A 23,068-nucleotide genomic window follows, 5' to 3' on the forward strand; every position below is an offset into this window, starting at 1 on the left:
GCATTCCTCCTGTTATCGTTGTTGTTCCACTTTGTTATTCCACCCTTTTGGGTGTTTTTTGAGCGGCGGCACCGTTTGCCGGCGGCAGCCACCGTTCGAACATCCTCAGTCCCAGGCCACCGTCTCGGCAACCTTGATGCCACGCCTGGCCAGCTCGTCGAAGAAGGGTTCGTCCGGCACATGCAGCAGCGGGTTCAAAAGCCCTGGTGTGGCGATCTCGCGCCGCGCCAGCATCTGCGCCACGATGCTGGCGGGATAGCCGACGCCAAGGCTCATGCCGAACAGGCCTGATGCCAGGTCGCGTTCGATGATCAGGTCCGACGTCACCGTTTTGGCGCGGCCGCCTTCGAGACCGGAAAAGACATTGCGCATCACGCAAAGGTCCTTCTCGTCGGCGCCATATTGCAGTTGCGGGCCGAGCAGACGGCCGAGAAATTCGCGTGGGCTGGCGCCGGTGCCGGGCACCTTGTCTTCGGAGAGGAAACCGAGTTCCTTCAGCGGCGCCCAGAACGCCGACCATCCCGGCCAGCGCAGCGTATAGCGGCCCGAGCGTTGCAATCCCTTGGCGGCTGCCAGCATCTCGACATAGTGCAGAGCGTCGCCATTGGGGAAAGCTTCCAGCCGGCCGAGGCCCGCGACCTCGATCTCGTGGATGAAGGCATTGTCGTGCTGTCGGCCGGCCGGCACTTCGACGCGCTTGCCATGCTCGATCATCACGCTGTCGCGATTCTGGCTGACCAGAACCATGTCGAAATTCCAGCTCACCTTGTAGCAGAGCGGCTTGGCCATCGCCTTCGGTTCGGGGATGCCGCCGCAATAGGAATCGATCGAGGAAATCGTAGAGAACTGCTTTGCGGCGCGCGCGTAGAGCACGAGGTCGATGCCGGGGTCGAGCCCGCATTCGGTCATGATCGAAACGCCGGCCTGTTCAGCCTCCGGCGCCAGGTCGGCAATCGCCTTGCCGTAATTGGTAGTGACCAGCGGTGTGCGCGTTGCGATCGCGGCCTGCACCGCCTCACGCATCAATGGTTGCGGCAGCAGATCGATGGCGGCGTCGACATCCGCCAGCACGGTGGCAAGCGCCGGACCGATCGCGCCCTCGGGCATGACGAAACGCACGCGGGAAAGGTCGGTCAGGCCGGCAAGCCGGGCAGGGCCGTCGGCCGACGTATCGACGCAGACGACTTCCTCGACGCCGGCGCTGGCGACGAGATCGGCGATGGCCGCCCGTCCCTGCAGGCCGAGGCCGCCGAGAACAGCTATTCTCATGCCGGCTCCTTGCGCGACGGTGTTTCTTCCGACCAGCAGCCTTCGGGAAGGCTGACCCATTTGTTGCATGAAGCCATGACGACGAAGGTTTCGCTGCGCACGACTTCGCCGGGAATGCCGGCGCCGGGGATCAGCTCGCTGGTGATGCGGTAGAGGTCGGCGACATCGCCGGCCACGGTGACATCGACAATGATGTCGAAGCGCCCGGTAACCACCGAGGCCGAGTTGACGAAAGGCAGTTCGGCAATGCGCTGCGCCAGTTCCCGGGCGCGGCCACGTCCCTGCGCATTGATGCCGACAATGGCAGAGATCAGCTCGGGGCGTTCGGTCAGATTGAGCAGCCCGACGATCTTCAAGAGGTTGCGGTCGAGCAGATTGCGCAACCTTGAGCGCACCGTCGGCACCGAGATCGCCATCGTCTCGGCGAGCCGGTTGATGCCGGGCTGGGCGTCCTGCGACAACAGCTTTACCAGCCGTCGATCGGTTTGATCGAGATGCTCACGCAAAAGGCAAGGCTTTCATAAAGGGAAAGAAACGATGGGATTTTCTTTCGGATATGAAAAATACCTTATGAGGAATTTTTAGCAGCAGCAAGAGCTATGTCATCCCTCTGTGTCAGTTCCCGTGTGCGTTCAGGCAAGACAGGATGCATGTCGTCCCAAAACCGCTGCGCATTTTGGGCAGTCGAGGATGTGCGCGACAGCACTAGGCGACGGAGTTCGAAGACGATCTTGCCGCCGCCGTGGTCGCTTGAACGCGACGGTAGGTCGTAGTGAGCAACGCACCCGCACAGCAGGCCGACCGAGTTGCGGCGTAGCCGCAACTCACGCCTTAACCTGATAAGCGGAGAGGCTCATTCGCGACATGGCCAAAAGCGGCCTTTCAATAAAACTATAACTCGCCAGGGACACGGCGATGCAGGCGGTGACAATAGCTATGCTTGCAAGCCATGGTGACACATTGGCGGTTGCAACGACAGGAGCGATCGCGAGCAGCACGATAGGATGGGTCAGATAGAGAGAGTAGGAAGCATCTCCCAGCCTTGCCAGCACGCGAGGAGCAAAAAGTCGGAAGTAGCTCTCCAGGCTGATGCAACCCGCGACAAGGATCAGCGCCGGGATACCTTGAGCAAGGGTTCGCGGCAAGTTGAAGCCAAGTACCATCACCAGTGTGGACACAATAGCGAACCCGACAGCCGAGGCACCCAGGAAAGCGGGCAAACGCACCAGTCTGCCGACCAGATGGCCGACAGCCATGCCGGCAAGGAACTCAAACAGGATTGGCGTGGTATAGAAAAACAGCACAGTGTCGGCGGCGGGTTTGAGGATAATGCGTGCGGCTACGGCGATTGCAAAGACAACGCCAATGGTGGCCATTTGCGTCAGCGCACCAAAACCCATAGTCGCCGCGAACAGAATGTAAAACAGGATTTCCAGATTGAGCGTCCAACCCACGCCAAGCACTGGCTGGACATAGCCTGTGGCCGTATCGAGATAGGGCACGAAAAGCAGGCTGTTGGCAATCTGCTCAAAGGACACTCCACGACCGGCAAACAGCCAAAGTGCGGCGACCATGAGGAAGGTCATGACCCAATAGAACGGAACGACGCGCGTGAACCGCTGCATCAAAAAAGCACGGTGGTCGCGATGTCTGTTCTCCGTCGAGAGAACCATGACGAAACCGCTGATGACGAAAAACAGGTCGACGCCGCTGTTTAGAATGGGAATAGGCAAATCGAGCACGCCTAGTGCGGCCGGAAGATGATAGATAACAACCATAAGGGCTGCTAGCCCCCGCAGGGTCTGTATCGATGTATATTGTTGGATCCGACGCGGCGCAGCGTGATCATTACCCGGAATGACGTTCATTAAAAAAGTCCCCGATGCGGGAGAATATTAACATAGATGAGACCGTTGATGCGACTATTAACTGCCGGTTTAATTAATACATAAAATTTGAATAGCTTCCACCGACTTTCGCGGCCCGGGCCTTGCGATCGCCATCGTCTCGGCGATGCCTTGGCGCGCTGCTTGTATGCGCTATCGCCCGGCCTGGAAGATCGCCACCGCTGCCGCAGTCAGCGCGGCATTGCCGGCCGCAACCGTGCCATCCGGCAGATGCTTCCCATCCTCCAGCCCGACGCGCGTCGACCAGTTGCGATCCGCCGCACGGCGCACGAACGGCCACACCGTCGCGTTCTCGCCATGCAGCAGGATGGCACGGCGAATGCCGGCGCGCTCCAGGACCTGTTCGATGCCGCCGGCGACCGCAAAAGCCTCGTCTAGCGTCTGCTCGGAAATCTCGATCAGCACGCGCAGCACGCGCCCGCCATGGTCGAGGCCGACCAGCCGCTCGGCGTCGGCGACCGACGCCAGACCCGCCTCGATGCCGATGCCGCGCTGGCGCAGGCTCTCCATGACGATCGGAGCCGCCGCCTCGCTGAGATTGACCGAGGCATAGTCCGGCAATTCGCGCCAGCCGGCGATGGCGACCAGCGTGCTTGTATCGTCATTCTCGATCCAGGCGCCGGTGGAGACGCCGATCAGCGTGCCGGGGCAGGCGCGGCGCAGCGCTGCGATCGTCGGGTCCATCGCTTCCGGCGCAAGGCTCTCGCGGCAGTCCGCGCCGCGGGCATGGACATGCAGCTCAGCTGCGCCCACGGCAATCGAAGCCGCCCCGTCGCGCGCCATGGTGTCGGGGTCGAGCGGCAGGGTGGGGTGAAAATCGGCGGCGCGCGCGCCATTGATGCAGGCCTGGACGATCATGGCTCTCGCGATCCTGTTGCGGATCGCGCGAGCCTACCGCAGGGCAGGGCGGAGAGGGAACGGGCGTGGTGAAGATTGCTGACAGGGTGCCGCTTCTGCGGAGGTTGCGGTATCGGCCCAGGACATACCATATAGCGGGACAGGACACGCCACGGGCGATCCTTACCCCTTTGCCGGACTGCCGGCCAGAAGGATTTGCGATGGCTGAGTTGAAGGTCAGGACCCGTGTCACCGGCGCGACGGCGACGCTGCAGCCCGGCGGCTTGCCTTCCATCACCACTCCGACCGGCGGTGCAGTCGATGTCGTCACCGGTGTCAGCGCGCCGGGCTTCAATCCGCTCGACCTGCTCTACGCCTCGCTCGCCGCCTGCATGGTGCTGAGCGCGCGCATCGCCGCCTCCCGCCTCGGGGTTGCCGCCGCGCTTGGCGAGGTGCGCGCCGAGGTCAGCGGCGAGAAGGCCAAGGACGAGCCGTCGCGCGTCGAAAGGCTCAACATCAGGCTCGACATCTCAGGCGATCTCGACGCTGCGACCAAGCAGCGGATCGTCGAGGACGCCGAAGCGATCTGCACGGTGTCCAACACGCTGCGCGCCGCGCCGCAATTGCATACGACGCTTGCGTGAGGGCTTCGCAGAATGCCTCGCTGCCACCAACCAAGGACCGTCCCATGGCCATGATCCCGCCGATCGACTACGCCTCGGCATCGCATGACATCCGCGCCGAGCACGACAGGGAGCTTGGCCTGCGCGGACGCATGACCAACATGAAGCGCATCCTGCTGCATTCACCGGCGGCCCACCGCATCTATGCCGAATGGTTCACCCTGCGCGATCTGCTCAAGCCCGCACTCGACGACCGCGCTGTCTGGCTGTTGTCGCTGGCGATCTCCGAGAGATGCCGCGCCGAGATACCGCTTACCTTCTTCCGCCGCGCGCTGATCGATGGTGGCCTTGATCCCGAGGCAATCCAGCCAACCTCCGACGAGGCGTTGCTGATCGAATTTGGCAAGGCAGTCGCCGCCGATGCCAATGTCATTCCGAACGACATCTGGGCAGCGCTGAAGGCTCGCTATGACGACACGCTGCTGGTCAACCTCGTCGCCTTCGCCGGCATCATGGTGGCGACCTGCCTGTTCACAAACGCGGTGAGGGTCGATCTGGACCCTGAGTTGGAGGCGTATCGCCGCAAGGGTGCCGATCCGGTCTGATGCGATCGATACGCAGTCGATCTGCAGTGGATATCGCCCGGAAGGATCAGCCGTAGTAGCCGGCTCCAAACAGCAAAAGTGTTTCCACCTGGGAGTCCGCTTCTTTTCCTATGGCTGTCCAGATGCTGATGCCGAGAGCATTCGAAATCGCGCTATCGATCTCGACCTTCACATTGGGGTCGGTTTGTCTTAAGAACCTCAGCGCAACCTCCATGGAAATCGGAAACAGCGACGCGCCACCCAGTTCCAAGATCGCAGGCGAGGTGAATTCTAGCGCTTCGAGTGCGCCATCGGCCTTGTAATAGGCGAATACTCCAAGGTCCGGCCAATAGTCGGCCGGAACGCTGGTTGGGCTCCGCCGGAAGACCTTGAGCTCTCCTGAAAAGAAGGATCTGACAGTCGCCTTAGACGATCCGAGAGGAAGCCCTTTGACGCCATTTAGCGGTTCGATCGAAAGATGCATGTACACAGTTAATCGCTGCCGGCAGCAGATGACAATGTTCATCGCAGGAATCGGGTGGCCCAGGCGCCTCGTTCGCCCCACTTTGACCGCAAGCAAAGGAGGCATCCATGACCATCCATTCGATAAGCACCAAACGCGCAGCCCATTCGGCCGAAGCGCGCGTCGCAGCGCAGGACTGGAGTGCTCTGATCGGCGAACTGAACAGCCACGGCAGCACCGTCATGCCGGCGCTGCTTTCACCCGAGGAGTGCACCGAGATCGCCGGTCTCTATCCGCATGAGGACCATTTCCGCAGCCATGTGGTGATGGCCCGCCATGGCTTCGGCAAGGGCGAGTACCGCTATTTCCGCTATCCGCTGCCGGATCTGGTCGGTGGCCTGCGCACCGCGCTCTATCCCAGGCTGGCCAGCGTCGCCAACGACTGGAACGAACGCATGGGCGTGGCACGGCGCTATCCCGATGACCACGCCGCCTTCCTCCAGCTTTGCCACGAAGGCGGCCAAACGCGGCCGACGCCGCTTCTCCTGCAATATGGCCCCGGCGACTTCAACTGCCTCCATCAGGACCTCTATGGCGATCTCGCTTTTCCCCTGCAGGTGGCGATCCTGTTGTCGCAGCCCGGCGAGGATTTCACCGGCGGCGAATTCGTCCTGACCGAACAGCGCCCGCGCATGCAAAGCCGTGCCGAAGTGGTGCCGCTGACCCGGGGCGATGCAGTGATCTTTGCTGTCCACAATCGCCCGGTGCTAGGTACGAAAGGGCACTACCGCGTCAATCTCCGGCACGGCGTCAGCCGCCTGCACTCGGGACGGCGGCATACGGTGGGGATCATCTTCCACGACGCGAAGTAACGTCGTCCGCTTCGGCGCGGCTCCTTCGTTCCACTCCGAGACGGCTAAGATTCACACTTCGTCGACGTCGAACAGCAGCATCGTCAAGTCATCGTCTCCTGGGGCGAGTATGCGCCGGTCAGCGGCGCAGGCAATGCCGATTTCGGTGGCAAATGCGCTCTGCATATCGGCGAGGCTGTCGAAATAGAGTGTCCCGACCAGATACGGAATCTCGCCCGCCGAGCGCTTGATGATGGGCCGCCTGCTGATATCGTAGCGCCGCAGGCCGGGAAGCTTCTTGGCCAGCGGCACATGAACCTCGAAATAGTGCCGGTCGAACGCCTCCGGATCAGCCGGGGTTTTGTAGATCACGAGCATCTTGGCCATCGTCATATTCCTGCCTGTTGGTGTCGCTGTTTGGGGGCCATGCAGGCCGCCGTGCCAATGTCGTTCCGCGAGGGCGGTTTTCGACAATCGCTGGTTTTTTGTTTTCGGGCGCGATGACGGGGTCCTCGCCACCATCTGTGGCGCTTCTGCCTCTTTCCTCCTTGCGCTCATTCGCGTATGGCCCCGGGCAAATCCCTCAACTTTGCACCAACTCCCCCGGACCGCCTCATGATCCGTCTTGAAAGCATCAGCAAGCAGAACGGCCGCCAGCTTGTCTTCATCGAGGCCTCGGCCTCGCTACAGAAGGGCGAGAAGGTCGGCCTTGTCGGGCCGAACGGCGCCGGCAAGACGACGCTGTTTCGCATGATCACCGGCCAGGAACAGCCCGACGAAGGCCAGGTGCAGGTCGATCGCGGCGTCACCATCGGCTATTTCAGCCAGGATGTCGGCGACATGGCCGGCCGCAGTGCTGTGGCCGAAGTGATGAACGGCGCCGGGCCGGTCAGCGACGTGGCGGCCGAAATGGCCGAACTCGAGGCGGCCATGGCCGATCCCGAGCAGGCCGACCGGATGGACGAGATCATCGAGAAGTACGGCGAGGCGCAGCATCGTTTCGAGGAGCTCGACGGCTATGCGCTCGATGGCCGCGCCCGCGAAGTGCTCGACGGCCTCGGCTTTTCCCAGAAAATGATGGACGGCGATGTCGGCAAACTGTCCGGCGGCTGGAAGATGCGCGTGGCGCTGGCCCGCATCCTGTTAATGCGGCCCGACGTCATGCTGCTCGACGAGCCGTCCAACCATCTCGATCTCGAAAGCCTGATCTGGCTGGAGCAGTTCCTGAAGGGTTATGAGGGCGCGCTGCTGATGACCTCGCACGACCGCGAGTTCATGAACCGCATCGTCAACAAGGTGGTCGAGATCGACGCCGGGTCGCTCACCGCCTATTCCGGCAATTACGAATTCTACCAGCAGCAGCGGGCGCTCGCCGACAAGCAGCAGCAGGCGCAGTTCGAGCGCCAGCAGGCCATGCTGGCCAAGGAGATCGCTTTTATCGAGCGCTTCAAGGCGCGGGCGTCACACGCCGCCCAGGTGCAGAGCCGGGTGAAGAAGCTCGACAAGATCGATCGTGTCGAGCCGCCCAAGCGCCGTCAGATCGTGAATTTCGATTTTCAGCCGGCGCCGCGCTGCGGCGAGGATGTCGTTACGCTGAAGAACGTCCACAAGGGATATGGCAGTCGCTCGATCTATGAGGGGCTGGATTTCCAGGTCCGCCGCCGCGAGCGCTGGTGCATCATGGGCGTCAACGGCGCCGGCAAGTCAACGCTGCTGAAGCTGGTGGCAGGCGCTTCCGATCCCGACACCGGCACGGTCGCGCGGGGGCCGAGCGTGAAAATGGGCTATTTCGCCCAGCACGCCATGGAGGTGCTGGAGGGCGAACGCACCGTGTTCCAGACGCTGGAGGACGCGTTTCCGCAAGCCGGCCAGGCGCCGCTCAGGGCACTCGCCGGCTGCTTCGGCTTTTCCGGCGACGAGATCGAGAAGAAATGCCGGGTGCTGTCGGGCGGCGAAAAGGCGCGCCTGGTGATGGCGTTGATGCTGTTCGATCCGCCCAATCTTCTGGTGCTCGACGAGCCGACCAACCACCTCGACATCGCGACCAAGGAGATGCTGATCACGGCGCTGTCGCAGTACGAAGGCACCATGCTGTTCGTCTCGCACGACCGCCATTTCCTGGCCGCACTCTCCAACCGCGTGCTGGAACTGACGCCCGAAGGCATCCACACCTATGGCGGCGGCTATACCGAATATGTGGAGAGGACCGGGCACGAGGCGCCGGGGCTGCGGACCTGACGCAGGTCCTGCGTCCGCATTTGCGTCGAGCAAAGCCAGGATTTGTCAGCTCGCCGCCAGCCATTTGCGCGACTGCGCGAAGGCCTTGAAGGCTTTGGCGTCCATCGGGTAGCCGAACAGGAAGCCTTGCAAGATGTCGCAGCCAAGCTCTTTCAGGATGCGCGCGTGCTCCATCGTCTCGACGCCCTCGGCGATCACTTCGATCCCGAGCGACTTGCCGATGTCGATGATGGACGACACAAGCTGCCGCTGTGCGGTTGAGCTGGTGATGGGGGTGACCAGCTGGCGGTCGATCTTGAGGCGACGGGGCCGCAACTTCAACAGCGAGACGATCGAGGCATGCCCGGTGCCGAAATCGTCGATCTCGACGTCGATGCCGAGCCCCTTGATGTGTTCGATGTTCCAGCTGACCAGCTCGTCGTTTTCGTCGAGGAAAATCGACTCCACCAGTTCGAACGACACGGTCCCTTCCTTGATGGGAAGCTTGCGCAAACCCTTGATCAGATCCCTGTCTTCCAGGCGCCTGGCGGAAACGTTGACCGAGACGCGCGGGATGTTGAGGTGGCTGCGCGACCAACGCTCAAAATTATCGAGCGCCTGCTCCAGGACGGTGCGGTCGATAAGCGCCACGACATTGAGTTCTTCAGCCACCTTGATGTAGGCGTCGGGGGTCAGCATGCCGCGTTGCGGGTGATCCCAACGCGACAGCGCCTCGACGCCGACGATCTCCAGCGTCTTGGCGTCGAACTGCGGCTGATAGTAGACGATGAATTCGTTCCGCTCGAGCCCGCCCAGAATCTCGTCGGCGGTCTGCTTGGTCCGCACGATCTCGCTCTGCAGCTCTTCGTTGAAAAACTCGTAGCGGTTGCGGCCGCGGCCTTTCGCCCGGTACAGCGCCAGATCGGCATTGACAAGCAACTGCCTTGCATCGACGCCGCTATTGGCCGCAATGCCGATGCTGACGCCGAACCGGCACTGGTGACCCAGATAGTCGACCGGCTGGCGCATCGCATCGATAATGTGGTCGGCCAGCGCGGCGAGTTCCTTGTCGTCGCGTCCATGGCTCAGCACGACAAACTCGTCGCCGCCGATGCGCGCAACGAAATCGGCACTGCCGACGCTGGCCTTGATGACTTTCGAAGCATGCACCAGCAATGCATCGCCCGCTGCATGGCCGAGCGTGTCGTTGATCTGCTTGAACCGGTCAAGGTCGAGATGCAGCAACGCCGCACGGCCGTCGGCTTCGCGGTTTTCGGCAAGCATCTCGTCCAGATACCGACGGTTGGGCAGACCGGTCAGCGAATCATGCATCGCGACATGCTCGATGCGGGCTTTGGCCAGGTTCAGTTCGGCATTTTTCGATTCTGAAAGGCGACGTTCACGCACGAGATTCTCGTTGAGCAGCACGTCGCCTGTCACATCCCATTCGGCGCCGATCATTTTTGGCGTGCCGTCGATGTCCCGGAAGAAACTGGCGCGGGTGCGCACATGGCGAATGGTGCCGTCCGGCCGCAGGAGCCGATACTGCGAAGAGTAGGGGCCTTGTGTTGCAACAGCCGAATCGAAATCTGCTTTAGCCCGTTCGAAGTCTTGGGGATGGATCGCCAGCGCCCAGTCGTCATAGCTACGGGTCTTGCCGCCGCCGGGTTTGCCATAGATTTCGTTGATGCGGTCGTCCCATACGAGTTCGTTGCTGACGGTATCGTGCTCCCACACGCCTATAGCAGAGGCTTCCAACGCCAGCTCCAGCCGCCGGGACAGGCGCCTCAACTCGGCGTCACTTTTCTGCCGCTCACCGAAAAGACGTCCTGCCACGAGGATCGGCAGCACCACCAGCGCGCCGGCAAGCGCCATGAGCAGACGCAACAGCCACTCATTTTTCGGAGCGGTCGGCCAGCCGCCCTTCGGTATGGCTGAAATTTGCCAGGAGCCTGAAGGCAATTGCACCTCTGCCATCACCGGATTGCCGGACACGACATTATCGCCGCCGAAGAACAGTTCCCCGCCGCCGCCGAGCGCATCCTTGCCGATAAGCGCCACATCGATATCCAGATCAGGGTCGGTCAGTCCGCTGGCAGCGTAGAGCCGATCGACATCGATCACGGCCGAGACGATACCCCAGAAACGGTCGCCGCCACCCGCCGTCGGCACGAAGACCGGGATACGGCCGATGAAGCCACGTCCGCCTTGCGCCAGTTTGACCGGCCCGGCGAGCACCAGCGCGCGCTGGTCACGGGCGCGAAGCGCGGCCATGCGTTGCGTATCGCTCTTGCGGTAGTCCAGCCCGATGGCTTTTTCATTGCCTTCCAGCGGATACATCAGCGCGATGACGAGGTCGGGGGCGCCGGCAATATCGCGCAACTGCGATTTTTGCTCGAACAGATTACGGGCGAGTGCCGCAAATCTTTGCTGGCCCATATAAGGCTCGGTAACGATTGTCGAAACGAGACCCTGAACCAGCTGGAGATTGCCGCCTATGTTGCCTTCGAGCTTGGCGCGTATGATGTTGACCTTGGCCAGGACGTCGGCGCGCGCCAGCTGATCGGAGACCTCTCTGTTCCTCTGGTCGGCAACCAGGGCGCAGACGAGAAGCACGACAAAGGCAATCGCCGCCGGCAAGTTGGCGGAAGAAAAAACGGCCCGTTTCAACCGGCCGGAATTGAGCATTGCACCTGCCAACTCGATCCGAAGACCTTTCCAGGACAGTAGTCCTTCGGTCGACCATAGTAGCTAAAGCTTAAGTTTGAGCTTCGAGACGAATCCGAGAACAAACGGTAAGCTTTTGGCTGCCAGGGTCCAGCCGAAATCTGAATGAGTGTCCGAAAGTAGGACGCCAGGTTGCAGCGTTCTGCAACCCAGCGGCGAAGTCATATTCGCCTCAGATTGCAACAAGCCGCCTGATCTTGCCGCGCGGGCCCTTGCGGGAGGCTTACTTCCCAGCCATTTGATCGGCCAGCGCCTGCGCCTGGGCGAGCAGCGCCGGGAAAGCCGGGTCAGCCGGCAGGCGCTGCGCCATGCAGGCCCGGTAGTCGCTGTCGCCCTTGTCCCAGGCGGCGTTGGAGGACTCGAACGCTTTTTCGTCCTTCAGGTCCGATGCCTGGTAGGCCTCCTGGAATTTCTGCGCGGCGGCGTCCGCAGCAGCCCACACGGCGTCGCAGGCGGCGATCTTCGGAACGGCAGGGGCTGCCGGCGCTGCGATAATTCTCACGCTGTTGCCTTTGACGAGCGTAACGATGACTTCCTGCTCATAGATCGGCCCGACGTCCTGCGTCCAGCCGCCGAGCCGTGCGAAGGCGATGTCGGCGCCTTCGGGTTTCTTCAATGGAAAGTCGAGCGTTCCCTCGAAGGCGGCGTCGCTGTTGATCGCCTGGGTATAGAAGGCATCCAGCTTAAGCGCCTCATCGATGCCGGCGGGCAGTTTGAAACTTTCGTCGGTCTCGGCGGTTCTGGACTGGAGCCAGCGCTCCAGCAGCCCTCGCGTCGTTGCCACTAGGCTGGGGCCGTCGTCGCCCTTGGTGTATCGCAGCCCATCGAGCATGCCATAGCCGATATCGGAGTCGCTGAGGCTTTCGATATTGATTGTGCCGGTTGGCGGAAAGTCCTTGACCGCCAGCGGCCCGATAATGCCGGCAAGACGCTGCTGGAGGTCGGCCAGCGCCTTCTCGTTCTCAGCGTCGATGGTCTCGATTGCCGCGTTCGCACTGTTCAGCGCTGCGATATCAGCAATCGCCTTGTCACGCGCGGCCACATAGTCGTCCTCCGGCGAGGCCGCGAAAGCCACGCTGCTCACCAGTGCAAACAGAAACGTCCAGACCCACCGCATGATATAAACCCTGCTCTACGTTCGATTCCAAGGATACATGACAACATTGGGCTGAAAAAAGACGCCGTTGGAGCTGCAGATCTCCCCACATGAGGGGGAGATGGCCGGCAGGCCAGAGGGGGTCGCCGCGCGTGAAGCGCTGACTCCTTTTGCAGCGCGAGACGACGTTAGCGCTTCACGCGCAACGACCCCCTCTGTCGCCTTCGGCGACATCTCCCCCTCGAGGGGGGAGATTGGCGCCTAATCACGCCTTGCGCTTCTCCACCTCCGCCTTCCTCAGCAGGAAGCGCTGGATCTTGCCGCTTGGGGTCTTCGGCAGTTCCGTGATGAACTCGACCTCGCGCGGGTAGGCGTGCGCCGACAGCCGTTTCTTGACGTGCTGGGCCAGCTCTTCGGCGAGCTCCGAATTGCCCTTGTAAGCCGGCGCCAGAACGACGAAGGCCTTGACGATCTCGGTGCGCTGCGGATCGGGCACGCCGACGACAGCCGCCTCGTTGACCGCCGGATGCTCGATCAGCGCGCTTTCGACGTCGAACGGGCCGATGCGATAGCCGGCCGAAGTGATGACATCGTCGGCGCGGCCGATGAAGGAGACCGAACCGTCCGGCTCGTACTCCACCGTGTCGCCGGTGCGGTAGTAGCCGCCCGTGACCGCTGGCGTCTCGGCTTGGTGATAGCCGTCGAACCAGCGCAGCGGCGACTTCGCGATGTCGACGGCGAGGATGCCGGGCTGGTTGGGGCCGAGCTCGTTGCCGGCCTCGTCCAATACCACCATGCGATATCCGGGCATTGCGAAGCCGGCCGAGCCCACGCGCACGACGTGCGAGAGCCCATGATGGTTGTTGACCATCATGCCGTTCTCGGTCTGGCCGTAATGATCGTGGATGGGGGCGGCGAGATGGGCGTCGAACCAGCGGATCACTTCCGGGTTGAGTGGTTCGCCGGCGCTGCTCACCACACGCAGCCTGCCTTTTACACCGGCGGCCGCCTCGGGCCCTTCCGCCATCAGCAGCCGATAGGCGGTGGGCGACCCGGCAAGGCTGGTGACGCCGAGCCGCTCGATGATGTCATAGGTGCTTTTGGCGTTGAAGGCGCCTTCATAGAAGGTGGTGGCGATGCCGAGCTGCAAGGGCCCGGTGATGGCGTAATAGAGGCCGTAGGCCCAGCCGGGGTCGGCGATATTCCAGAAGATATCGTCGCCGCGCAGCCCGACCGCATCGCGCATATAGGCGCCGAAGGCCAGCAGGGCGCGGAGCGGCACCGGCACGCCCTTGGGCAGGCCTGTCGTGCCGGAGGTCGACATCATCATGAACAGGTCGTCGCCCTTGCGCATCACTGGTCCGCAGTCGGGCGAGGCGGCGGCAAGCGCGGCGCGAAAATCCATGTCGCGTTCCGGTAGCGCCTCGTCCGGACCAAGAATGGTGGCGATTTGCGCTGATGTCTCGACCTCGTCGAGCTTGCCGCGATTGGCCGGGTTGGTCACCACGATCCTGGCGCCGCTATAGCCGAGGCGGTGCTCGATGGCTTTCGGACCGAAGGCGGTGAACAGCGGCTGGTAGACCGCGCCGATGCGCCACGTCCCGAGGATCAGCGCCACCAGTTCGGGGACGCGCGGCAGCATGCCGGCGACGACATCGCCGGCACCGACGCCGGCGGCCTTGAGCACATTGGCGGCGCGCCCGGACATGTCGGCGAGATCGCCGAAGCTGAATTCGCGAAGCTCGCCGCCGGCCGAGATCGCGCGCAGCGCCAGCCGGTCTTCTCCGGTGTAGCGGCCGCAGCAATCGACATAGGCATTGATGCCGGTTCCAGGGTTGCCATACAACCGGGCGATCTCATCTTCGATGCGAAAGCGCTGACCGGCATCCTCATAGCGCGGCATTTTGCTCATCGCGGTCCTCCCTAAGCGGCGCCCATCTCCCCTTGGAGCGCCTTATCGGTCAGATTGCCTGAAATTGCTGCGCTGGTCGATTACGGCGATAGTCGGGGGATGCGAAGGACCGCAGCGCAGCGACAATCCGCGCCGAGCCACTGCTGTTGACCGAACCATCCATCCGGCCGATAGCACCGCCAGAATTGCCCCGAGGCCCCAATGATCCCAAACTCAACTTTCGATGACGCGGCCACAGCCGACGAAGGACGCGACGCCGACACCGCGTGGCAGGACGACATCCGCGCCGGTGTGCGCCACGTCCGCGATCTCGCCTCGCTGCCGCTGTCACCCGCCGAGCACGCGGCGGCGCAGGAGGCGGCCGTACGCCACAAGGTGCGTGCCCCCAAAACCTATCTCGACCTGATCGACTGGAACGATCCCGCCGATCCGATCCGCGCCCAGGTCATTCCATCGCCGGATGAGCTGACGGAAACGGAAGGCGAGCTCGACGATCCGATCGCCGACCATGCCTTCAGTCCGGTGCCGCGACTGACGCACCGCCACGCCGACCGCGTGCTGTTGTTTGCGACCTACCAATGCGCGGTCTATTGCCGTTTCTGCTTCCGCAAGGAATCCCTGACCTCGATCGGCCGCGGCTATACGCGAGAAGCGCTCGAAGAGGCTTTTGCCTATATCGAAGGCCATACCGAAATCCGCGAAGTGATCCTGACGGGCGGCGATCCGCTTTCGCTGCCCGACAAGGCGCTGGCTGAAATCCGCGCCCGCATCGAGGCGATCGCGCATGTCAGGCTGCTGCGTATCCACACGCGCGTGCCTGTCGTACTGCCCGCGCGCATCACGCCGGGGCTGGTTGGCGCGTTGCAGGGCCGGCTGATGGTCACAATCGTCACCCATTTCAACCATGCGCGGGAGATCACGCCGGCCACCGAATTGGCCTGCCGCGCCATGCGCGAGGCAGGCTTCGTGCTGCTCAACCAGACCGTCCTGCTCAAGGGCGTCAACGATACGGTCGAAGTGCTGGAGGAACTCTGCCGCGAACTGATGTACCGGCTGGGCGTCAAACCCTATTACCTGCATCATGGCGACCTCGCGCGCGGCATGGCGCACAGGCGCACCACGATTGCGCAGGGACAGGCGCTGGCCGGCGCGCTGCGCGCCCGCCTGTCGGGCATCTGCAATCCGGTCTATGTGCTGGACCTGCCGGAAGGCGGCGGCAAGGTGCCGCTCGGGCCATTCCATGTCGAGGGACGGGAAGGGCAGGACTGGCGCATCCGCGGCCAGGATGGCGAGGTGAGGGTATATCGGGACGTGGTGGTGTAGGCACGGCGCAGCGGCGACAATGACCGCCGCCGTCACATTGTCGATCGGGATGACCATCGCACCAAACTCTCGCCACGACGCGTTCGCCTGCATTCCGTATGTTGACATAAAGATATCCTTATGTGATGGTTGTCGCCTCAAGGATAAAAAATGTCGCAGAATTCTGCATCGCTGGACGTTTTGTTCGGCCCCGTCGCGGCCAAGCCCGACGGTTCGGAAGTGCTTGCGGCGCTCACCGCGGCGGCACGCGAGCGCATCCTCATCCTCGACGGCGCCATGGGCACGCAGATTCAGGGTCTCGGTTTCGACGAGGAGCATTTTCGCGGCGAGGCATTCGCCGGCTGCGCCTGCCACCAGCAAGGCAACAATGACCTCTTGATCCTGACGCAGCCGAAGGCGATCGAGGGGATCCATTATCAATACGCCATCGCTGGCGCTGATATCCTCGAGACCAACACCTTCTCCTCGACCTCGATCGCCCAGGCCGATTACGGCATGGAGGATGCCGTCTACGCGCTGAACCGGGACGGCGCGCGACTGGTGCGTCGGGCAGCGGCGAGGGCACAGCAGGAAGACGGCAAGCGGCGCTTCGTCGCCGGCGCGCTCGGGCCGACCAACCGCACCGCCTCGATGTCCCCCGACGTCAACAATCCCGGCTACCGCGCGGTGACCTTCGATGAATTGCGCCTGGCCTATGGCGAGCAGCTGCGCGGCCTGGTCGACGGTGGCGCCGACATCATTCTCATCGAGACCATCTTCGACACGCTGAACGCCAAGGCGGCGATCTTTGCCTGCAACGAGATTTTCCTCGAAAAGGGCGTGCGCCTGCCGGTGATGATTTCGGGCACCATCACCGATCTCTCCGGCCGCACGCTGTCGGGCCAGACGCCGACCGCCTTCTGGCATTCGGTGCGCCATGCCAGCCCGTTCACCATCGGCCTCAACTGCGCGCTCGGCGCCAATGCGATGCGCGCGCATCTGGCCGAAATTTCAGGCGCCGCCGACACCTTCGTCTGCGCCTATCCGAATGCCGGCCTGCCCAATGAATTCGGCCGCTATGACGAGAGCCCGGACTTCATGGCCGCGCAGATCGAGGATTTTGCGCGGGAAGGGCTCGTCAACGTCGTCGGCGGCTGCTGTGGCTCGACGCCGGACCACATCCGCGCCATCGCCGGGGCTGTCAAGAAGTATCCGCCGCGCGCCATTCCCGAGATCGAGCGCAAGATGCGCCTGTCGGGGTTGGAGCCGTTCACGCTGGCCGACGAGATCCCCTTCGTCAATGTCGGCGAGCGCACCAATGTCACCGGCTCGGCCAAGTTCCGAAAACTGATCACGGCGGGCGATTATGTCCCCGCGCTCGACGTGGCGCGCGACCAGGTCGCCAATGGCGCACAGATCATCGACATCAACATGGATGAAGGCCTGATCGATTCGAAAAAGGCGATGGTCGAGTACCTCAATTTGATCGCCGCCGAACCCGACATCGCCCGTGTTCCGGTGATGGTCGACTCCTCGAAATGGGAGATCATCGAGGCCGGGCTGAAATGCGTGCAGGGCAAGCCACTGGTCAACTCCATCTCGATGAAGGAAGGCGAGGAAGCCTTTCTGCATCATGCGAAGCTGGTGCGCGCCTACGGCGCGGCGGTGGTCGTCATGGCCTTCGACGAGGCCGGCCAGGCCGACACCAAGGCGCGCAAAGTCGAGATCTGCACCCGCGCCTACAAGCTGCTCACCGAACAGGCCGGTTTCCCGCCCGAAGACATCGTCTTCGACCCCAACGTCTTCGCGGTCGCCACCGGCATCGAGGAGCACGACAATTACGGCGTCGACTTCATCGAGGCCACCGGCGAGATCATCGCCACGCTGCCGCATGTGCATATCTCGGGGGGCGTCTCGAACCTGTCTTTCTCCTTCCGCGGCAACGAGCCGGTGCGCGAGGCGATGCACGCCGTGTTCCTCTACCATGCCATCCAGCGCGGCATGGATATGGGCATCGTCAATGCCGGCCAGCTGGGCGTCTACGACACGATCGAGCCGGAGCTGCGCGAAGCGTGCGAGGACGTCGTGCTCAACCGCGCGCCCGGGGCCGGCGGCACCGCCACCGAACGCATGCTGGAGATCGCCGAGCGTTTCAAGGGCACGGCCGGCAAGGAAGCCAGGGAGCGCGATCTCGCCTGGCGCGACTGGACAGTCGAGCAGCGGATTTCCCATGCGCTGGTCAACGGCATCACCGAATTCATCGACGCCGACACCGAAGAGGCGCGGCTTGCGGCCGAGCGGCCTCTGCATGTCATCGAAGGCCCGCTGATGGCCGGCATGAATGTCGTCGGCGATCTGTTCGGCGCTGGAAAGATGTTTCTGCCGCAAGTGGTGAAGTCGGCGCGCGTGATGAAACAGGCGGTGGCCGGATTGCTGCCGCACATGGAGGCCGAAAAACTGGCCAACGCCGCCAATGGCATCGACAATGGCGAGCGCCAGACGGCCGGCAAAATCCTGATGGCGACTGTAAAGGGCGATGTCCACGACATCGGCAAGAACATCGTCGGCGTCGTTCTGGCCTGCAACAATTACGAGATCATCGATCTCGGCGTCATGGTGCCGGCGGCAAAGATCCTGCAGACGGCGCGTGAGCAAAATGTCGACATCATCGGCCTGTCCGGCCTGATCACCCCGTCGCTGGACGAGATGGTGCACATGGCCGCCGAGATGGAGCGTGAAGGGTTTGACATTCCGCTGCTGATCGGCGGCGCCACGACCAGCCGCGTGCACACAGCGGTGAAGATCCACCCGCGCTATTCCAAGGGACAGACGGTCTATGTCAACGACGCCAGCAGGGCGGTCGGCGTCGTCTCGTCCTTGCTGTCGAACGAGACCAAGGGCGCCTACGTCGACAGAGTGCGGGCCGAGTACAAAAAGGTCGCCGACGCGCATGCCCGCTCCGAGGCCGACAAGCAGCGGCTGCCGCTGGCAATGGCCAGGGCCAATGCGCACAAGGTGGACTGGTCCGCCTATGAACCGCCGAAGCCGTCCTTCACCGGCGTGAAAGTGTTCGAGAACTGGGACCTGACTGAGCTCTCGCGCTACATCGACTGGACGCCGTTCTTCCAGACCTGGGAGCTGAAGGGGCGCTATCCCAAGATCCTCGATGACGAGAAGCAGGGACCGGCGGCGCGCCAACTGTTCGAGGATGCGCAGGCGATGCTGAAAAAGATCATCGCGGAAAAATGGTTCGCGCCGCGCGCCGTCATCGGCTTCTGGCCGGCGAACACCGTCGGCGACGACATCAGGTTGTTCACGGATGAGGCACGCTCGCAGGAACTGGCAACCTTCTTCACGCTGCGCCAGCAACTGCCCAAGCGCGACGGCAAGGCTAATGTCGCGCTGTCGGATTTCGTCGCGCCTCAGGACATAGGCAAGCCGGATTATATCGGCGGCTTCATCGTCACCGCGGGGATCGAGGAGGTGGCGATATCAGAGCGCTTCGAGCGCGCCAATGACGATTATTCCTCGATCATGGTCAAGGCGCTGGCCGATCGTTTCGGCGAAGCGTTCGCCGAGCGCATGCACGAGAAGGTGCGCAAGGAATTCTGGGGCTATGCATCAGACGAGACGCTGGCGCCCGACGAACTGGTCGGCGAGCCTTATCGCGGCATCCGCCCGGCGCCCGGCTATCCCGCGCAGCCCGATCATACCGAGAAGGCGACCTTGTTCCGGCTGCTCGACGGCGAGCGCAATGCCGGCGTCAGCCTGACCGAGAGCTATGCGATGTGGCCGGGCTCGTCTGTGTCCGGCATCTATCTCGCCCATCCCGAAAGCTATCATTTCGGCGTCGCCAAGGTCGAGCGCGACCAGGTCGAGGATTATGCGCGCCGCAAGGACATGCCGCTCGCCGAAGTCGAGCGCTGGCTCGGCCCAATCCTCAACTATATCCCGGTGGATTATGCGGAGGCGGCGGAGTAGGCGGCGGCGCTCTGGCCGGCTCGACGAATCCGGACGCGCAAGGTCGGTCAGACCTTAGTCCGTCGCGCTCACATCTCTGGAACAAGCGCTGATGTCCCGCATTCTATCAGCAGGGACAGAAGGAGTGTCGAATGAAAGCCGTTCTCGGATTGGTCGGCGGCTTCGTGCTGACCCTGGCGGTGTTCAGCAGCGGGCTGGCCTTTGCCACTTGGCTGCTTGCCGCCAAGCCCCCGCGCGAGGCAAGACCCACCGTCAGCGTGGCGGAGCTGTGGACCCGGAAAGCGCTTCCGGTCAACAAGGGGGCGCAGGACTTTGAACGTCTGCCGGCCGAGCAGCCCGCGCCTGCGGACATCGCCGTCATGGAACCGGAGCAGGACAAGCAGCAGCCCGATCCCGCCGTCACCGGCGCTATCGCGCCGGTCGAGCTGCCGCCGCCGCATCTCGCCTGGTGCGTCAGCCGCTACCGCTCCTACAACCCTGATGACAACAGCTACAGGTCCTATAGCGGACAGCAGCGCACCTGCGTCTCGCCCTATCTCGGCGCCGAGCGCGCCGCGCCGCGAGCCCCTGAGGCGCGTGCCACGGAAGCAAGCTATGTCGTGGGCGCGGGCGCCTACGCGGCCACCAGCGGCGACCATGTCGAATCCTGCTTCAGCCGCTATCGCTCGTATCGTCCGGAAGACAACAGCTACCAGCCATATTCCGGCGGGCCGAGACGGCAATGCGAGTAGCCAGCGCGAAGGGCGCCGCGAACGATTGCGACCGCGCGATTTCTGGGATCGTTCGGATCGCCCTTAAGGCCCAGGGGAGGAACCACTATGAACGACGACAGGCATCATAAGATACAGCAGCGCGCCTACCAGATCTGGGAGCGCGAAGGCACTGGCGACCCCGAGCATCACTGGCACCGGGCCGAGGCCGAGATCGACCGCGAGGCGGCGCTGCCGCTGACCGCCGACGACGCCCTGCCGCGCGAGATCGCCAGCACCGACGTCCTGACCGTCGAGGAACTCGCCGTGCGCACCGGCATATCCGGAGACGAAGCGCAGGAGTTGATCGACAGGCTTGGCACTGACAGGGCGGCGGTTGAGCAGGCGGCGCGGGGGATTGACGGAAAGAGGCGGGCGACGTCCTGATCGGAGGGCTAGGACGATCTTTCAGAGTGTCTTGTTGACACTTATCACTTTGGCAGTCGCGACAGAGGCCGTCATTTCTGACAGCTTTGCGCCTAAATTGATCCGTGCTGGCCATAGCAACATCCGTAAGCGGACGGTGCCGATGCCGGCGAAGCAGCCCAGATGCCGCGATACGAAGTGCCAACCACTTCGCGGCACCAGCGTGCCTGTAGACACTCTCGCCACTTTCTCTATACGACGTCGAGACGGGGTGGCGAGCAACGATGATCACAGTGTTGGTGCACGAGTTGAATCAGACGCCGATGCGGCGGCTGATTTCGTCGGCAGGGCACTTGTTGCCGCTTTTGCGCATGGAAACCTATCAGTCAGTCTTCCGCCGACTGAACTTTCCCGCGGGTACCTTGGTTTTTACTGATTTTGAGTATCTGAATGGCATGGAAATGATGGCGGCGGCGGATATTGCCGAAGCCGCAAAGCGCGCCGACCCTGATGCTCGAATTCTAAACCATCCCGCGACTGTCCTGGAGCGGTTCGCCCTGCTCCGCCGGCTTCGTATTAGAGAAATCAACCCGGTCGAAGTATCGCGTCTGGAGCAGGATGAGCGACCAACCCGTTACCCTGTTTTTATCCGGATGGAAGATGGCTTTTGGGGGCCGGAAACCAAGCTTCTGGAAAACCCACGCCAACTTGAAGAGGCGATCGCCGTGCTCCAGGGCAACGCCAAGCCGATGAAGCGGCGCATCGCCGTCTCCTTTGAAGCCGATCGCGATTCGAACGGCTACTATCGAAAGTATGGCGCATTCCGCATTGGGGACGCGATTGTGTCCCAGCACATACTTAGGTCCGTCGACTGGAACGTTAAGTCATCGGCAAGCAGCACCGACCCGGATTTCGTGCGCGAGGAACTCGCCTTCGTAAAGGACAATCCGCACGCTGAGGACCTGCTTCGCGCCTGCAATACGGGCCATATCCAGTTCGGCCGCGTGGACTACACGTTGCGAGACGGCGCATTGGTGATATTCGAGGTCAACCCCAATCCGACTTTTCCGAAGTTCAAAGGTGGCGCAGCCGCCCGTGAGGAACGACGTGGCCACATTATCGCGGCGTTGAAAGTTGCATTCGAGGCAATCGACAGTTCCGGCACCGGGAGAATCGACTTCCTGCCTTCAGCCGGATCTTACCAATTCATTCAGTCGGGCCGCTGGATATGGCCGGTGAGATGGCTTTGGAGAACAAGAATGGCCCGGCGAAGGAAGATGCAATCGCAATGAACGGCCCGCGAGAAAGCCCACCGGCAGGACAACGGCTCTCGATTTACACCGACGAACCACTCACGCAACTTGCCCGTTTTTCGTTTGATTGGGCTGAGGTGCTGTGTGACCCGAGCCATGGGTGTATGCCCTACCATCGCACGTGGAGCATGATCCGCCTGCTGGAATCGAAAGGTGCCAAGCCGGCCGGCGGGGGGTTCTTTGGGCGTGAACTGGCTGCCGTGGCCCAGGAGGGACGCTGTCGCATTCTCCTGTCGGGCGCGGCCGACACCGGCCTGGCGGCAATGGTTCTGGGCCAAACGAGGCCGGTCGGCATCGAGCCCGAACTTGTGCTGATCGATCGCTGTGAAACGACGGTCGAACAGAACAGGCTGTTTGCCCGCTCCGCCGGTTTTGCGCTCGAGACCCACCGCGCCGACATTCGCGGTTGCGACTGTGCGCCGGTGCAGGCAGTTGTCGCGCATAGCGTTCTTAATTTCTTCGACCGCAGCGCACGCCAGCAGGTGGTCGACAGTTGGGCGCGTAGTCTCAAGCCTGGCGGACGCCTGCTTCTCTCCCAGAGGTTGTTATCGGAAAAAGACCAGCCGAGGGGGCCTCGCGGCAGCGCTGAAATCGGCCGAAGGCTTTCGACCATCGAGAAGGCCGCCGTCGCGGCGCATTTTCCTGCCGCTGCCGTGGCGGAGCTGAAGACGGCCGTCGAAGCGCTCTGGGATGAACCGCTGCATGAAGATCGCACTACGTATTCAGACCTTGCGGATATGCTGAAGCAATCCAACCTGACGATTATCGGCTCGGAGCAGCATCATACCGGGAAAAGCGTTTCCCCGCTTGCCGCTGCCGACAGCGTCCAGACAATTCCAAGATACGAAATCGTCGCCGTCAGGATGTAGCC

At 62.6% G+C, this 23,068-nt stretch carries 19 protein-coding genes; 10 read left to right on the plus strand and 9 right to left on the minus strand.

The annotated features are described in order from the left end of the window. Positions 1-105: 105 nt before the first annotated feature. The 4 genes from ACYG9Z_RS23210 to ACYG9Z_RS23225 form a co-directional block, all read right to left on the minus strand. Entirely contained in the window at positions 106-1,269 is a 1,164-nt protein-coding gene (locus tag ACYG9Z_RS23210; RefSeq protein WP_023715111.1) for a saccharopine dehydrogenase family protein, read from the minus strand. Further along, on the minus strand, positions 1,266-1,775 hold the full coding sequence (locus tag ACYG9Z_RS23215) for an Lrp/AsnC family transcriptional regulator (RefSeq protein WP_023670324.1): 510 nt from the start codon (positions 1,773-1,775) through the stop codon (positions 1,266-1,268). Before ACYG9Z_RS23215 ends, ACYG9Z_RS23210 begins: the two co-directional genes overlap by 4 nt. A 318-nt stretch (positions 1,776-2,093) precedes the next feature. Continuing rightward, entirely contained in the window at positions 2,094-3,137 is a 1,044-nt protein-coding gene (locus ACYG9Z_RS23220; RefSeq protein ID WP_084566327.1) for an acyltransferase family protein, read from the minus strand. A gap of 171 nt (positions 3,138-3,308) precedes the next feature. Continuing rightward, on the minus strand, positions 3,309-4,034 hold the full coding sequence (locus tag ACYG9Z_RS23225; protein ID WP_460222851.1) for a 3-keto-5-aminohexanoate cleavage protein: 726 nt from the start codon (positions 4,032-4,034) through the stop codon (positions 3,309-3,311). 200 nt (positions 4,035-4,234) lie between these two features. On the opposite strand from ACYG9Z_RS23225, the gene ACYG9Z_RS23230 reads away from it, so the two are divergent. Both ACYG9Z_RS23230 and ACYG9Z_RS23235 read left to right on the plus strand, forming a co-directional pair. Further along, the gene (locus ACYG9Z_RS23230) at positions 4,235-4,657 is read left to right on the plus strand and encodes an OsmC family protein (RefSeq protein WP_023752554.1); all 423 of its coding nucleotides are present in this window, start codon (positions 4,235-4,237) and stop codon (positions 4,655-4,657) included. A 44-nt stretch (positions 4,658-4,701) separates the two neighbouring features. After that, complete coding sequence (locus ACYG9Z_RS23235; RefSeq protein WP_023684792.1) at positions 4,702-5,241, plus strand: carboxymuconolactone decarboxylase family protein; 540 nt, start codon at positions 4,702-4,704, stop codon at positions 5,239-5,241. 46 nt (positions 5,242-5,287) lie between these two features. On the opposite strand, the gene ACYG9Z_RS23240 is transcribed toward ACYG9Z_RS23235, so the two are convergent. Next, entirely contained in the window at positions 5,288-5,746 is a 459-nt protein-coding gene (locus ACYG9Z_RS23240; RefSeq protein WP_050586866.1) for a hypothetical protein, read from the minus strand. A gap of 65 nt (positions 5,747-5,811) precedes the next feature. On the opposite strand from ACYG9Z_RS23240, the gene ACYG9Z_RS23245 reads away from it, so the two are divergent. Next, the gene (locus ACYG9Z_RS23245) at positions 5,812-6,555 is read left to right on the plus strand and encodes a 2OG-Fe(II) oxygenase (protein WP_023752555.1); all 744 of its coding nucleotides are present in this window, start codon (positions 5,812-5,814) and stop codon (positions 6,553-6,555) included. A gap of 51 nt (positions 6,556-6,606) precedes the next feature. Here ACYG9Z_RS23245 and ACYG9Z_RS23250 read toward each other — a convergent pair whose 3' ends face one another. Next, complete coding sequence (locus ACYG9Z_RS23250; RefSeq protein ID WP_023670330.1) at positions 6,607-6,921, minus strand: EthD family reductase; 315 nt, start codon at positions 6,919-6,921, stop codon at positions 6,607-6,609. 228 nt (positions 6,922-7,149) lie between these two features. On the opposite strand from ACYG9Z_RS23250, the gene ACYG9Z_RS23255 reads away from it, so the two are divergent. Further along, positions 7,150-8,772, plus strand: coding sequence for an ABC-F family ATP-binding cassette domain-containing protein (locus tag ACYG9Z_RS23255; RefSeq protein ID WP_023752556.1), 1,623 nt, complete (start codon positions 7,150-7,152; stop codon positions 8,770-8,772). A 45-nt stretch (positions 8,773-8,817) separates the two neighbouring features. Here the strand turns inward: ACYG9Z_RS23255 and ACYG9Z_RS23260 are convergent, their stop codons facing one another. The 3 genes from ACYG9Z_RS23260 to ACYG9Z_RS23270 form a co-directional block, all read right to left on the minus strand. Beyond that, positions 8,818-11,439 (minus strand): bifunctional diguanylate cyclase/phosphodiesterase, encoded by a 2,622-nt coding sequence (locus ACYG9Z_RS23260; RefSeq protein ID WP_023827696.1) that lies wholly within the window; start codon positions 11,437-11,439, stop codon positions 8,818-8,820. A 262-nt stretch (positions 11,440-11,701) separates the two neighbouring features. Continuing rightward, complete coding sequence (locus tag ACYG9Z_RS23265) at positions 11,702-12,595, minus strand: hypothetical protein (protein WP_023693888.1); 894 nt, start codon at positions 12,593-12,595, stop codon at positions 11,702-11,704. A gap of 244 nt (positions 12,596-12,839) precedes the next feature. Then, positions 12,840-14,486: an acyl-CoA synthetase gene (locus ACYG9Z_RS23270; RefSeq protein WP_023752557.1), complete on the minus strand. Its 1,647-nt coding sequence runs from the start codon at positions 14,484-14,486 to the stop codon at positions 12,840-12,842. A 201-nt stretch (positions 14,487-14,687) separates the two neighbouring features. On the opposite strand from ACYG9Z_RS23270, the gene ACYG9Z_RS23275 reads away from it, so the two are divergent. The 6 genes from ACYG9Z_RS23275 to ACYG9Z_RS23300 all read left to right on the plus strand — a co-directional run bounded on the left by ACYG9Z_RS23275 (position 14,688) and on the right by ACYG9Z_RS23300 (position 23,066). Further along, a complete protein-coding gene (locus ACYG9Z_RS23275) occupies positions 14,688-15,809 on the plus strand; it encodes a KamA family radical SAM protein (RefSeq protein ID WP_023752558.1) in 1,122 nt (373 codons plus the stop codon). 150 nt (positions 15,810-15,959) lie between these two features. Beyond that, positions 15,960-19,769: a methionine synthase gene (metH, locus tag ACYG9Z_RS23280; protein ID WP_023752559.1), complete on the plus strand. Its 3,810-nt coding sequence runs from the start codon at positions 15,960-15,962 to the stop codon at positions 19,767-19,769. 131 nt (positions 19,770-19,900) lie between these two features. Continuing rightward, complete coding sequence (locus ACYG9Z_RS23285) at positions 19,901-20,500, plus strand: BA14K family protein (protein ID WP_023715119.1); 600 nt, start codon at positions 19,901-19,903, stop codon at positions 20,498-20,500. 87 nt (positions 20,501-20,587) lie between these two features. After that, the gene (locus ACYG9Z_RS23290; protein WP_023684803.1) at positions 20,588-20,905 is read left to right on the plus strand and encodes a DUF2934 domain-containing protein; all 318 of its coding nucleotides are present in this window, start codon (positions 20,588-20,590) and stop codon (positions 20,903-20,905) included. Positions 20,906-21,168: 263 nt separating this feature from the next. After that, positions 21,169-22,176, plus strand: a complete 1,008-nt coding sequence (locus ACYG9Z_RS23295; protein ID WP_023752560.1) for a hypothetical protein — start codon at positions 21,169-21,171, stop codon at positions 22,174-22,176. Then, positions 22,125-23,066 (plus strand): class I SAM-dependent methyltransferase, encoded by a 942-nt coding sequence (locus ACYG9Z_RS23300; protein ID WP_198020726.1) that lies wholly within the window; start codon positions 22,125-22,127, stop codon positions 23,064-23,066. The genes ACYG9Z_RS23295 and ACYG9Z_RS23300 overlap by 52 nt, the downstream gene beginning before the upstream one ends. The last annotated feature ends 2 nt before the right edge of the window (positions 23,067-23,068 follow it).

It is taken from the genome of Mesorhizobium sp. RSR380A (assembly GCF_054719385.1).

What these genes read in the sequence shown, in the direction of transcription:
- metH (WP_023752559.1), top strand. Translation starts at nt 15,960, where the DNA reads ATGTCGCAGAATTCTGCATCGCTGGACGTTTTGTTCGGCCCCGTCGCG.
- ACYG9Z_RS23290 (WP_023684803.1), top strand. Translation starts at nt 20,588, where the DNA reads ATGAACGACGACAGGCATCATAAGATACAGCAGCGCGCCTACCAGATC.
- ACYG9Z_RS23210 (WP_023715111.1), bottom strand. Translation starts at nt 1,269, where the DNA reads ATGAGAATAGCTGTTCTCGGCGGCCTCGGCCTGCAGGGACGGGCGGCC.
- ACYG9Z_RS23270 (WP_023752557.1), bottom strand. Translation starts at nt 14,486, where the DNA reads ATGAGCAAAATGCCGCGCTATGAGGATGCCGGTCAGCGCTTTCGCATC.
- ACYG9Z_RS23225 (WP_460222851.1), bottom strand. Translation starts at nt 4,034, where the DNA reads ATGATCGTCCAGGCCTGCATCAATGGCGCGCGCGCCGCCGATTTTCAC.
- ACYG9Z_RS23235 (WP_023684792.1), top strand. Translation starts at nt 4,702, where the DNA reads ATGGCCATGATCCCGCCGATCGACTACGCCTCGGCATCGCATGACATC.
- ACYG9Z_RS23275 (WP_023752558.1), top strand. Translation starts at nt 14,688, where the DNA reads ATGATCCCAAACTCAACTTTCGATGACGCGGCCACAGCCGACGAAGGA.
- ACYG9Z_RS23250 (WP_023670330.1), bottom strand. Translation starts at nt 6,921, where the DNA reads ATGGCCAAGATGCTCGTGATCTACAAAACCCCGGCTGATCCGGAGGCG.
- ACYG9Z_RS23240 (WP_050586866.1), bottom strand. Translation starts at nt 5,746, where the DNA reads ATGAACATTGTCATCTGCTGCCGGCAGCGATTAACTGTGTACATGCAT.
- ACYG9Z_RS23265 (WP_023693888.1), bottom strand. Translation starts at nt 12,595, where the DNA reads ATGCGGTGGGTCTGGACGTTTCTGTTTGCACTGGTGAGCAGCGTGGCT.
- ACYG9Z_RS23245 (WP_023752555.1), top strand. Translation starts at nt 5,812, where the DNA reads ATGACCATCCATTCGATAAGCACCAAACGCGCAGCCCATTCGGCCGAA.
- ACYG9Z_RS23230 (WP_023752554.1), top strand. Translation starts at nt 4,235, where the DNA reads ATGGCTGAGTTGAAGGTCAGGACCCGTGTCACCGGCGCGACGGCGACG.
- ACYG9Z_RS23300 (WP_198020726.1), top strand. Translation starts at nt 22,125, where the DNA reads ATGGCTTTGGAGAACAAGAATGGCCCGGCGAAGGAAGATGCAATCGCA.
- ACYG9Z_RS23260 (WP_023827696.1), bottom strand. Translation starts at nt 11,439, where the DNA reads ATGCTCAATTCCGGCCGGTTGAAACGGGCCGTTTTTTCTTCCGCCAAC.
- ACYG9Z_RS23295 (WP_023752560.1), top strand. Translation starts at nt 21,169, where the DNA reads ATGATCACAGTGTTGGTGCACGAGTTGAATCAGACGCCGATGCGGCGG.
- ACYG9Z_RS23285 (WP_023715119.1), top strand. Translation starts at nt 19,901, where the DNA reads ATGAAAGCCGTTCTCGGATTGGTCGGCGGCTTCGTGCTGACCCTGGCG.
- ACYG9Z_RS23255 (WP_023752556.1), top strand. Translation starts at nt 7,150, where the DNA reads ATGATCCGTCTTGAAAGCATCAGCAAGCAGAACGGCCGCCAGCTTGTC.
- ACYG9Z_RS23220 (WP_084566327.1), bottom strand. Translation starts at nt 3,137, where the DNA reads ATGAACGTCATTCCGGGTAATGATCACGCTGCGCCGCGTCGGATCCAA.